This is a genomic window from Francisella noatunensis subsp. noatunensis (assembly GCF_009823375.1).
GTDB lineage: Bacteria > Pseudomonadota > Gammaproteobacteria > Francisellales > Francisellaceae > Francisella > Francisella noatunensis.
This window is the reverse complement of the sequence record NZ_WBSX01000055.1, coordinates 1-11023: the sequence shown is the minus strand read 5'-3', so window position 1 is coordinate 11023 and position 11023 is coordinate 1. Positions and strand designations below refer to the sequence as shown.

The following is an 11023-nucleotide window of genomic DNA, read 5'->3' as shown; positions in this document are numbered from 1 at the left end:
TTAACAATATATCTCATCAATACATTAGAAAGTTACAGATAGACTTGAATAATAGACCTAAGAAATGTTTAAATTACTTGACACCTAATGAAGTACATTTTGGTATCTCTATAAACATTGAGAATACAATCTAGCTTTTAATCTGTTTACATCATAATTATTTAATTAACTTCAAGTATATTTGTTGTATGAGATTTTGAGTATCTTAGATATAATCATATTTGTATATACAATATTAATTTGAAATTGGAGCTGTTATGCAAAAGATTATAATTCATGGCGGATGTGGAGCTAGAGAAGATAAAAACACATCATTTGGCGATTATCATCAACATTTATTACCAATTATTCAAAAAGCCTATAATTACCTAAAAGATATAGATGATGCAAATGAGGCAGCAGTTTTCGCAGCAAAACTTCTTGAGGATGATGAGATATTTAATGCCGGTACAGGTTCAAGGGTACAGCAAGATGGACAAATCAGAATGTCGGCATCTATAATCGATAGTCAAAAACAAAAGTTTGCAGGTGTGATAAATATTCAAAATATAAAAAACCCTATAGAAGTTGCAAATAGATTAATGCAACAACATCATAGTGTTTTGGCTGGAGATCAAGCTACTACATTTGCTCATGATGTGATGGGTCTACCAACATATAACCCAATGACTGAAAAAAGATATCAAGAGTACTTACAACTAAAAAAAGGCTATACAGGAACAATAGGGGTTGTTGCTCTAGATTCTAAGGGTAAAATCTGTGCAGTTACTTCAACTGGAGGAGCTGGCTTTGAATATCCTGGTAGGGTGGGTGATAGTCCAACTGTCGCTGGTAATTTTGCCAATGAATCTATGGGTATATCATGTACGGGTATTGGTGAGCATATCATCAACCAAGCAGTAGCAGCAAAAATAGCAACTAGAGTCAAAGATGGAATGTCATTATCACAAGTAGTAGATAAATCTATTGCCGAGAGCGATGTTCATGGTGATTGTGTAGGTCTTATAGCTATTGATAAGCAGGGCAATATTTGTTCCGGATTTACTTCTGTAGCACAGACATTGTATGCTTATGCGGATGGTAAAAATATAAAAACTTTTTATGAAGAAAAAATGTAATAAAATACTTATAAAAGTGTTGACTTAAGCATATAGGTGTATGTATAATACCTGTCATTGGCCTGATAGCTCAGTCGGTAGAGCAGAGGATTGAAAATCCTCGTGTGGGTGGTTCGATTCCGCCTCAGGCCACCATTATTTAGAAATTGTCGGAGCATAGCGCAGTTTGGTAGCGTATCTGGTTTGGGACCAGAGGGTCGTGGGTTCAAATCCCTCTGCTCCGACCATTTTTGATGCGTCTGTAGCTCATCTGGATAGAGCATCGGCCTTCTAAGCCGAGGGTAGCAGGTTCGAATCCTGCCAGACGTGCCATACATTGTTGAAATAGCAATTTGTAATGGTGGTTGTAGCTCAGTTGGTAGAGTCCCGGATTGTGATTCCGGTTGTCGTGGGTTCAAGTCCCATCAATCACCCCAGAATATTGCGGACGTGGCGAAATTGGTAGACGCACTGGATTTAGGTTCCAGCGGGCAACCGTGGGAGTTCGAGTCTCCCCGTCCGCACCACTAGATTTTTCATTTATTCTTTTATTGTGTAATCATTATTTTTAATTCAATCTTTGTGATTGAAATATCTTATTTTTAAATATAAAGTATAATTCTCAGCTATATAAGTTTTTATAATAAATGAATCGTTTTTCAAAAAGGCACGTTTTTTTTGCTTCAGCAAGTACCATTGTTGAATGGTATGATTTTATGCTTTTCGCATATCTAACACCTGTTATTGCTAGCGTGTTTTTTCCAGATTTTAGTAAATATACTGCTATATTAATGACTTTTGGGGTTTTTGCCGCAGGATTTTTCATGGGACCAATTGGCAGTGTTATTATGGGTAGTTTTGGTGATCGGTTTGGTCGTAAGAAAGCACTGATAATCTCTGTAGTCATGATGATATTGCCAATGTTTGTAATTGCTATTCTCCCGACATATCAGACTATTGGAATGTTAGCTCCTGCTATACTAGTTTTGATGAGATTACTTCAAGGATTCTCTATCGGAGGATCATATGGTGGAGTCATGGTTTTTATGATTGAGTCTACAAAACCAGATCGAAGAGGGTTTATTGCAAGTTTTGCTACTATGTCTTCAGGTACTGGTGTTTTTTTAGCATCACTAGTTGCAATGATCTTATTTGGTATTTTTAGTCAAGAGGTTCTGGACTTATGGGGATGGAGGATCGGCTATATAATTGGTCTTATGCTTGCTTTACTTGCTTTATTAATGAGGATGCTAATACCTGAGAGTTATTCTTTTGAACAGCTTGAAGCTCAAGGAGATGTATCGGTAAAGCCAGTAAGAGAAATGTTTAGCATACAAAAAAAACCTTTGTTTTTTGCGATTGCCTTATCAGCATATGCTAATATCATGTATTACTTAGTACTTTCATATTTGAGTAGTTATTTTGTTGAGCTTAATTATTCAGAGTTTTTTTCTTTAGCAATAGTGACTATATTTAGTTTGATTTTTTCTTTCTCTGCACCTTTGTGGGGATATTTAAGTGATTGTCTTGGTAGAAAACCATTAATAAAGTTCTCTATTATTATTTATCTGATTTTTTCATATCCTAGTTTTATGATTATGGGAATGGGCATTGCGTCACTTATTCTCGCAATGATTGTTCTAAGCGTACCTTTGATGGCAATATGGGGTGCATATGGGGCAGCAGCTCCTGAACTCTTTAATACAAAATACCGCTATAGTGGAAATGGTCTGAGTTATAATATTGGTAATTCTTTTTTGGGGGGGACTATACCTTTTGTTGCTACATCTTTGGTTGTCTCTACAGGTAGTCTACTAGCACCAGCATGGCTCTTAGTAGTAGCTTCTATTATTATGATTCCTATAGTATATTTTATGCCTGAGACAAGATATGTAGATGTCTAAATAAAACTAAGTTTAATATAGTCACTGTATATATTCAATAATATGGGTGTTATAATTATTAGTGATTTTTGTTACGCATGAGGTGGCTGTTTTGGATTTTTGGTTAATCATAATAGTATTTGTAATTTTGTGTTTGTATCTTATAGTAGAAAATATTGTACATAACGCTAGTATCAAGAGTATTCCTATTAGGATTCATGTAAATGGTACTAGAGGTAAATCAAGTGTCGCAAGATTGATTGCTGCTGGAGTTAGGGCTGGAGGTTATAGGACTGTAGCAAAAACTACTGGTACATTGGCTAGATATATTAATGTAGATGGAACAGAAACACCTGTTTTTAGAATTGGTTTTAGCAATATTGTTGAGCAAGTCAAAATAATGTTTAAAGCGAGACGTGCGAAAGCGGATGCTATAATAATTGAATGCATGGCTCTTCAACCATTATTTCAATCGTTATGTGAATTGAAATTAATTAAAGCAACTCATGGTGTTTTGACAAATGCTCGCCCAGATCATCTAGATGTGATGGGACCGACAGAACGAGATGTTGCTAAGGCATTAGCTGGCACGGTTCCTGTGAAATCTAAGTATTTCACAGCAGAAGATACACATATTGATTTCTTTGAATATGCTTGTAAAGATAGAGAAACTGAGCTTATTGTAGCTACAGCAGCTGATGCTGAATTGGTTTCTGATGATGAAGTTAATAAATTTGTATATTCTGAATTTAAGATCAATGTTGCTCTAGCTCTAAAAGTGACTGATGATTTTGGAATCCCAAGAGATGTCGCTCTTAAAGGTATGTGGGAGGCAACTCCTGATCCTGGTGCTATGACAGAGTATAATTTTGATATTAATAATGCTGAGATGAATTTTGCTAATGCTTTTGCTGCAAATGATCCTGTTTCAACTAAGATGTTATGGGATAAGTTATACAGTAAATATCAGTATTGTGATAAAAAAGTATTAGTTGTTAATTGTAGAGACGATAGAGAAGATAGATCTAAGCAAATTGCAGAAGCTATATTAAACTGGGAGAAGCCTGATTTGGTAACTCTTATTGGTACAGGTACAGATGTGTTTGTGTCTTTTTACAAAAGATACTCTAAATCTTTGGGTATTAAGCCAGCTCAAGTCATAGTGTGTGAAGATATGGAGCCACTAGAGATTCTAGAAAAAATTAATCTAACTCAACCGGCTAATACATATATGCTGGTAGGTGTTGGTAATATTAAAGATATTGGTATGAGCTTAGTTGATTACTGTGATCAGAGTCATAAACAAAAACATGGTTTATAGTTTTTAAATAAATAGGAGAAAGTATGGATCCATTAACGCTCTCGATAGGTATTGGTCTTATTGTTGGTTTGGTTTTTGTATCACTGTTAGGATTATCTACTGGTGGTATGGTTGTGCCCGGTTATTTTGCGCTAGAGATGGGTGCTCCTGATAGAGTTATAGCAACTATTATTATTTCGATCATAATATTTGGTATAGTTAGGTTTATGTCAAAATTTATGATTATCTATGGTAGAAGAAGGATAGCTATTACAGTTCTTTTATCATTTATATTAGGTACAGTTTGTAACATGTTGTTTTCACAATACTTAACTACAAGCTTTTACTCTAACCAGATTCAGGTCATTGGATATATTATTCCAGGACTTATAACTTTATCAATAGATAGACAAGGTCTTATAGAAACAATAGGATCTTTATTAATCGCCTCTATTATTATACGTTTGTTACTAATAGTTTTGATTGGACCTCAAATAGTAGGAATATAATATGAAAACGATGTATTGGCACCGTAAATTTTTATCTAGATATATCATATTGTTCTTAAGTGCTTTTATGATTATATCTTTATATATAGTTGAGAAAAATCTAGTTGTCGAAACTAAGGGTTATACTCAAAAGCTACAAGCGGCAGAGTTAACAGAAAAAGCGTTTGATCTAACACAACGATACTTTATGTCAAAAGGTTATTTATGTAAATCAATGGGTGATGTATCTTGTACTGGATTAATAGGTCTATCGATGACTGAGATAACTACAGATTCTGGTGACTTATATGCAAAAAGATCTTCAGTAAATCCAAATATGACGGCTATTTTTGTTCAATGGCTAAGTCAGCTTAATCTTCAAGAGGGTGATACTGTTGCTGTACAAGGGACTGGATCTTACGCAGCATTAGATATAGCTATGCTATCAGCTATCAAAACACTGAAGCTTAAACCTTTGATTATATTTTCAGCAGGCGCATCACAATTTGGTGCAAATAGACCAGGATTTACATGGCCTGATATATATAGAAACTTAGTTGAAAAAGGAATATTTGATTTTGATGTTTTAGGGATTACTCTAGGTGGATCTCATGATAATGGTTATGGAATGACACCAGGGGCTATACTTAAATTAAACGATGCTATTAAAAGAAATAACTTCAAAGTAATCAACATTCCATATAAAGATTCTACAAATACTTCTGTTGCAAAACGTCTAAAGATGTACAAAGAGGCTGCTGGTAATGATAGTATAAAAGCTTACATAAATGTTGGTGGTAATATGGCTTCTATTGGTTTGAAGCAACCGACAGTCAAGCTTGAAGAATCAGACAAGAAGTCAAAAACTGATAAAAAAGCAACTAATGTAGCTTCTAATGATCAAGTTCTGAAAATACATAGTTTTCCTACAGGTGTTACTTCTAAACTTCCTCCGGAATATAGTACCGTAAATTCTGTTGCGGTTAACTTTTTGAAAGAAGATATTCCTGTAGTAAATGTAAGAGATATAAACTCTAGTATTATCAAAACATATGGTATGACTTATAATCCTACTACAGTTGTACCACCTGGACAGGGTGCGGTTTTCTCTCAGAAGAAATATAATACAGCTCTAGCAGCAGCATTGCTTATCATAGATATTGCGTTGATAGTATTTATGGCATTTATTTCAAGAAAATATCTAATTTCTTTCAAATCAAAGTAGTTATAAATTGCTTTGGTCTTTAATTCAATTTATTATTTAATTAAATATTAGTAAAAAATATTAATTAAATATGTTTTGTTTTTATAGTTTAAATCAGTTGATTTCTAAGTACTTACCTTCTGAGGAAAGACTTAAGATAGCTAAAGCATTTATATTTGGTGCGGATGCTCATGAGACTCAAGTTAGAAGCTCAGGTGAGCCATACTTCACACATCCTGTTGCTGTAGCTTGTATATTAGCAGAGCTTCATATGGATGTTGATACCATTATAGCGGCTTTATTACATGATGTAGTTGAGGACACTGATCATACAGCAGAAGATATCGCTACTCTTTTTGGTGATAAGGTAGCAGAACTAGTTGAAGGTGTGACTAAGCTTACACAGATTAGACATAAAAATAAGATAGAACAGCAAGCAGAAAACTTCCGAAAAATGCTACTTTCTGTGACTAAAGATGTACGAGTGATTTTCATTAAGCTAGCCGATAGATTGCATAATATGCGAACCTTAGCTCCTCTAAAACCAGAGAAAAAACGTAGGATATCTAAGGAAACTTTAGATGTCTTTGCTCCCTTAGCTCATAGGCTAGGTATCAATACTCTCAAAGAGCAATTAGAGACTCTTGCGTTTGAAGGAATGAATCCTTATCGATATCATATTCTTGAAGAAAAAGTTAAGAAAGTAGAGAAAAATAAAGAAAAAGTATTTCAGCAGGTTAAAGATGCCTTGGTTGATAAGCTAAGTGGTATCGTTATAGATGATGGTATTAAATCACGTAAGAAAACTTTATATAGTATTTATAATAAAATGCGTAAGAAAGGCATCTCATTTGATGAGATTATGGATATGTATGCTTATAAAGTTATTGTCCCAAATCGTATTGATTGCTATATCGCTCTTGGTAAAGTTCATGAATTGTATAAGCCTATTCCTCAAAGATTCAAAGATTATATTGCGACACCAAAGGCAAATGGTTATCGCTCTATTCATACAGTAGTTTTAGGCCCATATAATATTCCTTTAGAAATACAGATAAAAACAGATCATATGGATTACCAAGCAGAATATGGTATTGCGGCTCATTGGAGTTACAAAATTGGTGAAAAAACTGACAAAGCGTTGCAAAGATGGCTCAAAAAAATATCAGATATAAACGTATATACTGCTAGTTCGGTAGAGTTTTTAGAAAATGTTAAATCAGATATATTTAGTAATGATGTATTTGTATTTACCCCTCAAGGTAATATTGTCGAACTACCTGTTAATTCGACATGTATAGATTTTGCTTATTTTATTCACACTGATATTGGTAATAAGTGTATATCTGCTAAAGTCAATAGAAAGCCAGTACCACTTAATTATCGCCTAAAACAAGGTGATAATGTCGAGATTATTACCTCTGCAGTTGCTGATCCTAATCCAGCTTGGTTAGAGTTTGCCGAGACTAGTAGGGCAAAATCTGCTATCAAAGACTTCTTGAAGCAACAATATAGAAATATTGACTATATTAGAGGTAAGGATATTGTAGAGGGAGAACTCAGGCTGCTTGGTGTGGATTTAAAAGAAGTTCCGAATGAGATTGTTGATGGAGCTTTATTTAACTATGAAGGTATAGATACCATAAATCGTTTCTATTTGGATACTGGGCTTGGTTTAATTGATCCTAACAACTTTATTGATTTTATTGTTAAGCATTTTAATGATATGCGTAGTGCGTATAAGAAATCAGCAATGGCTAAAATTCAAATCCGTTATGGATATGATTCACGTATAGCAGACTGTTGCTTGCCATTGCCGAATGATGAAATAATTGGCATCGTTAATGAAGAAGGGAATGTTGAGGTTCATAGAAAAAGTTGTAATGAGCTGTACTCTAAAATTAAAGATGGAAAAATTAAACAGATCAATGCTTATTGGTTTACAAATGCTGATGATGATCCTAGTTTTAGAGCTAGATTGTCTATTATGCTCAAAAACATTCCAGGTGCAATTGCTAAGATAACAGCTACCTTTGCTAGAGAGGGGGTTAATATTAGAAGTTTTGATATGATGTTTGTAGATAATAAACATGCAAAACTTGCTTGTGTTGTAGTAGTTAGAAATAGAAGAGAGCTATACTTATTAATTCGCTTAGTCAGAAAAATAGATGTTTGTGTTGATATCGAAAGAATATTAAATAAATAAATTATTTGATATTAGTTCTGGCATTAAAAGCGTGAATTAATGTTTGTTGATCTAAATATTCTAATTCACCACCAAAAGGAACTCCAAAGCCAATTCTAGAGATTTTTATATCTTTAGCAATCATTTGAGAAATAAAGTGAGCAGTTGTTTCTCCTTCTACAGTGGGGCTTATAGCTAATATAATCTCACTTATTTCTCTATTTATAATTATTTGCTCTAAAATATCAAGTTTTAGTTCATTTGGTCCTATACCGTCAAGCGGAGATATTCTGCCATTTAGTACGAAGTATTTTCCTTTGAAAAAACATGCTTCTTCAATAGCGACCAAATCTAGCATACTTTCAATTATGCATAACTTAGATTCATCTCTATTTTGGCTACTACAGATATCACAAACATCTTTTTCAGTAAGAGATTGGCAATATTTACATTTTTTGATATTTTCAGCTGCGTCTAACAGAGAGTTAGCAATTGTAATAGCGATTTCCGGAGATTTATCAAGTAAATATAATGCAAGTCTTTGAGACGATTTTTTACCAATAGTTGGTAATTTACGCAAAGATTCTATTACAGCAGTAATTTTGGGAGAGAAAATTTGATTGTTCATTATTTAAAAGGAAAATTAAATCCATTCGGTAAGTCAATGCCAGCCTCTTTCGCCATTTTACCAATATCCGCAGAGGATGAGCTATCTTCTACTTTTTTAACCGCGCTATTTACAGCTGCAGCAATTAAATCTTCTAGCATTTCTTTATCTTCTGACATTAGAGAATCATCTATAGTAACTTTTTTGACATCATATTTGCCAGTCATTGTTACGCTGACAAGTCCAGCTCCAGACTCGCCTATTACTTCCATATTTTCACGCTCTTGTTGAGCTTTTTTCATTTGTTCTTGCATTTTTTGCGCTTGTTGCATTAGCTTTGACATATCAAAGTTCATTTCTAAATCCTTATTTTTTGTTCAAAATTTGTTCTACAGCTTTTAATATCTGTTCACTAGAGTCTTTTATCAATGTATTTTTTGCTTTTTGTGATATTTCTTTAAGTTTGTCTCTATCTTCATAAAGAGGCTTAATTATATCTATTAAATTCTCCAAAGTCATTTGATCTTGCATAATACAAAATCCAGCATTATTTTTTACCATATTTTGTGCGTTAAAAAATTGATGATCATCTACAGCTGACGGTAATGGTATAAATATTGCAGGAACACCAGCTATGGCTGATTCTGATACTGTTAGAGCTCCTGCTCTACAAATTAGTATATCTGCCCAGTCATAAGCGCTGGTCATATCACTAATATACGCTGATATATCTTTGATATGTGTTGAGGGAACTTGATTGTAATTATTTTTAGTTTCTTCAAAAGAAAATTTACCTGTTTGATGCCATACTTTTATATTTATTCCTTGTTTATTAGCTTCGACAATAAGGTCAGGGATAATATTGTTTATACTTTTGGCTCCTTGGCTACCTCCTAAGACAAGAAGTTTTAGTTCATCTTTCTCGGTTATATTCCTTGTTTTATCATTAAGAGCTATAATCTCTTTTCTGATAGGATTTCCTACAACTTGTGTTTTAGCTAATTGCTTAGTATTAAGTCTTTTTTGTATATCTTCCACATCAAATGCTAGGCACACTTTAGTAGCGAGCTTGGCTAATATTCTGTTTGTTAAACCTATTTTGGCATTTTGCTCATGGATTATTATAGGTATATCCTTTTGTACAGCAGCAAGACATATGGGTCCAGATACATAACCACCAAAACCTATGATTAAGTCAATTTTTAGTTTTTTGAGTATCTTACGCGCTTTTAGTGTACTTGATATAAGTGTAAATGGGAATGCTACTTTTCTTTTAAGTCCTTTGCCTCTAACACCAGAAGATTTAATATATTGCATATTAAAATATTCAGGTACAATGTTGGCTTCCATGCTATTAGGAGTACCAACCCACGTGACATTAGCATTATTCTCTCTTAGCATTTCAGCAACTGCAAGTGCAGGGTAGATATGTCCACCTGTGCCACCAGCAGTAATAATTATATTTTTATCTTTTAAGTCCATAAATATCTACGTATTAACTTTTGTTTAACAAATTAATTTTAAAGGATTTTTATGTTATTATCATCTATTAGCTAAAAATAAACATGTTTTGTCGAAGAGGAATTATGGCTGAAATAAATCAAAACTACTTATATACAGATTCTAATTTATGGGTTGAAATTAAAGGTGATATAGCAAGAGTAGGTATAGATGATTATTCTCAGAATGAATTTGGAGAAATCGTTTATGTTGATTTACCTAAATTAGATCACGAATATGTTAAAGAAGATGAGATTTGTGTGATTGAATCTGTAAAAACAGCTTCTGATATTTACGCACCATTATCTGGAAAAATTGTAAGCGTAAATAAAGAGCTAATAGACAATCCAAAACTGATCAATCAATCATGCTACATAAAAGGGTGGTTATTTGATATTGAAGTAAGCAGAAAAGAAGAAATAAAAGAATTGCTAGATTATTCTGAAAGTTTTAAATAGTTGAAAGAGAGTTCCAAATATAGTTTATTAGGTTTTGACGAAACTAAAATAAACGATAAGGAACTAAAAAATGCCAAAGCACTTAACTCTTTCAAATAGATATTGTATAGAAGAATTACTTAAATTAGGATACCAAACATCTCAAATAGCCAATAAAATTGGCTATAGTGAAAGAGCTATAAAAAAGGAACTTAATCGCACTAGTATAAATAGTGACTATAATGCTGAGATAGCACAGAAGCTATATCAAAGCCGCAGAACTTCAAATAATCATAAGCTATCCTGTAAAGTTAAAAAGCTA

Annotated in this window: 11 protein-coding genes, 5 tRNA genes and 1 pseudogene; 14 read left to right on the top strand and 3 right to left on the bottom strand. The window is 33.3% G+C overall.

Annotated elements, in window-relative coordinates:
- From F8C69_RS11415 to F8C69_RS05740, 12 genes and pseudogenes are all read left to right on the top strand, one after another.
- Nucleotides 1-134 (top strand): annotated as a pseudogene (locus F8C69_RS11415) (IS30 family transposase); the annotation flags it as partial.
- 123 nt (nt 135-257) lie between these two features.
- Nucleotides 258-1118, top strand: coding sequence for an isoaspartyl peptidase/L-asparaginase (locus F8C69_RS05790; RefSeq protein WP_159184526.1), 861 nt, complete (start codon nt 258-260; stop codon nt 1116-1118).
- A gap of 59 nt (nt 1119-1177) precedes the next feature.
- A tRNA-Phe gene (locus F8C69_RS05785) sits at nt 1178-1253 on the top strand.
- Between the two features lie 15 nt (nt 1254-1268).
- A tRNA-Pro gene (locus F8C69_RS05780) sits at nt 1269-1345 on the top strand.
- Nucleotides 1346-1353: 8 nt separating this feature from the next.
- A tRNA-Arg gene (locus F8C69_RS05775) sits at nt 1354-1430 on the top strand.
- A 28-nt stretch (nt 1431-1458) separates the two neighbouring features.
- Nucleotides 1459-1534 (top strand) — tRNA-His (locus tag F8C69_RS05770).
- A gap of 7 nt (nt 1535-1541) precedes the next feature.
- A tRNA-Leu gene (locus F8C69_RS05765) sits at nt 1542-1624 on the top strand.
- Between the two features lie 120 nt (nt 1625-1744).
- A complete protein-coding gene (locus F8C69_RS05760) occupies nt 1745-3001 on the top strand; it encodes an MFS transporter (RefSeq protein WP_159184525.1) in 1257 nt (418 codons plus the stop codon).
- A gap of 82 nt (nt 3002-3083) precedes the next feature.
- Nucleotides 3084-4301, top strand: coding sequence for a poly-gamma-glutamate synthase PgsB (pgsB, locus tag F8C69_RS05755; protein ID WP_159184527.1), 1218 nt, complete (start codon nt 3084-3086; stop codon nt 4299-4301).
- 23 nt (nt 4302-4324) lie between these two features.
- A complete protein-coding gene (gene pgsC, locus F8C69_RS05750) occupies nt 4325-4789 on the top strand; it encodes a poly-gamma-glutamate biosynthesis protein PgsC (protein WP_159184524.1) in 465 nt (154 codons plus the stop codon).
- Between the two features lies 1 nt (nt 4790).
- Nucleotides 4791-5993 carry a poly-gamma-glutamate system protein gene (pgsW, locus tag F8C69_RS05745; RefSeq protein ID WP_159184523.1) on the top strand — a complete coding sequence of 401 codons (1203 nt, stop codon included), beginning with the start codon at nt 4791-4793 and terminating at the stop codon, nt 5991-5993.
- Between the two features lie 70 nt (nt 5994-6063).
- Nucleotides 6064-8178: a RelA/SpoT family protein gene (locus F8C69_RS05740; RefSeq protein WP_159184522.1), complete on the top strand. Its 2115-nt coding sequence runs from the start codon at nt 6064-6066 to the stop codon at nt 8176-8178.
- Between the two features lies 1 nt (nt 8179).
- Here the strand turns inward: F8C69_RS05740 and recR are convergent, their stop codons facing one another.
- Genes recR through murG form a run of 3 tightly spaced genes read right to left on the bottom strand, consistent with a single transcriptional unit; the run spans nt 8180 to nt 10246 of the window.
- Nucleotides 8180-8785: a recombination mediator RecR gene (gene recR, locus F8C69_RS05735; RefSeq protein ID WP_159184521.1), complete on the bottom strand. Its 606-nt coding sequence runs from the start codon at nt 8783-8785 to the stop codon at nt 8180-8182.
- Nucleotides 8785-9120 carry a YbaB/EbfC family nucleoid-associated protein gene (locus tag F8C69_RS05730; RefSeq protein WP_004288003.1) on the bottom strand — a complete coding sequence of 112 codons (336 nt, stop codon included), beginning with the start codon at nt 9118-9120 and terminating at the stop codon, nt 8785-8787. Before F8C69_RS05730 ends, recR begins: the two co-directional genes overlap by 1 nt.
- A gap of 10 nt (nt 9121-9130) precedes the next feature.
- Complete coding sequence (gene murG, locus F8C69_RS05725; protein ID WP_159184520.1) at nt 9131-10246, bottom strand: undecaprenyldiphospho-muramoylpentapeptide beta-N-acetylglucosaminyltransferase; 1116 nt, start codon at nt 10244-10246, stop codon at nt 9131-9133.
- A 104-nt stretch (nt 10247-10350) separates the two neighbouring features.
- On the opposite strand from murG, the gene F8C69_RS05720 reads away from it, so the two are divergent.
- Nucleotides 10351-10722, top strand: coding sequence for a glycine cleavage system protein H (locus F8C69_RS05720; protein WP_159184519.1), 372 nt, complete (start codon nt 10351-10353; stop codon nt 10720-10722).
- Between the two features lie 70 nt (nt 10723-10792).
- Nucleotides 10793-11023, top strand: a 231-nt coding sequence (locus tag F8C69_RS05715; protein ID WP_159183974.1) for a helix-turn-helix domain-containing protein, incomplete at its 3' end; no start/stop codon positions are given.

Excerpts from the sequence above, each read along its gene's own strand:
- F8C69_RS05790 (WP_159184526.1), top strand. The coding sequence starts at position 258 with ATGCAAAAGATTATAATTCATGGCGGATGTGGAGCTAGAGAAGATAAA.
- F8C69_RS05760 (WP_159184525.1), top strand. The coding sequence starts at position 1,745 with ATGAATCGTTTTTCAAAAAGGCACGTTTTTTTTGCTTCAGCAAGTACC.
- pgsC (WP_159184524.1), top strand. The coding sequence starts at position 4,325 with ATGGATCCATTAACGCTCTCGATAGGTATTGGTCTTATTGTTGGTTTG.
- pgsW (WP_159184523.1), top strand. The coding sequence starts at position 4,791 with ATGAAAACGATGTATTGGCACCGTAAATTTTTATCTAGATATATCATA.
- F8C69_RS05740 (WP_159184522.1), top strand. The coding sequence starts at position 6,064 with ATGTTTTGTTTTTATAGTTTAAATCAGTTGATTTCTAAGTACTTACCT.
- recR (WP_159184521.1), bottom strand. The coding sequence starts at position 8,785 with ATGAACAATCAAATTTTCTCTCCCAAAATTACTGCTGTAATAGAATCT.
- F8C69_RS05730 (WP_004288003.1), bottom strand. The coding sequence starts at position 9,120 with ATGAACTTTGATATGTCAAAGCTAATGCAACAAGCGCAAAAAATGCAA.
- murG (WP_159184520.1), bottom strand. The coding sequence starts at position 10,246 with ATGGACTTAAAAGATAAAAATATAATTATTACTGCTGGTGGCACAGGT.
- F8C69_RS05720 (WP_159184519.1), top strand. The coding sequence starts at position 10,351 with ATGGCTGAAATAAATCAAAACTACTTATATACAGATTCTAATTTATGG.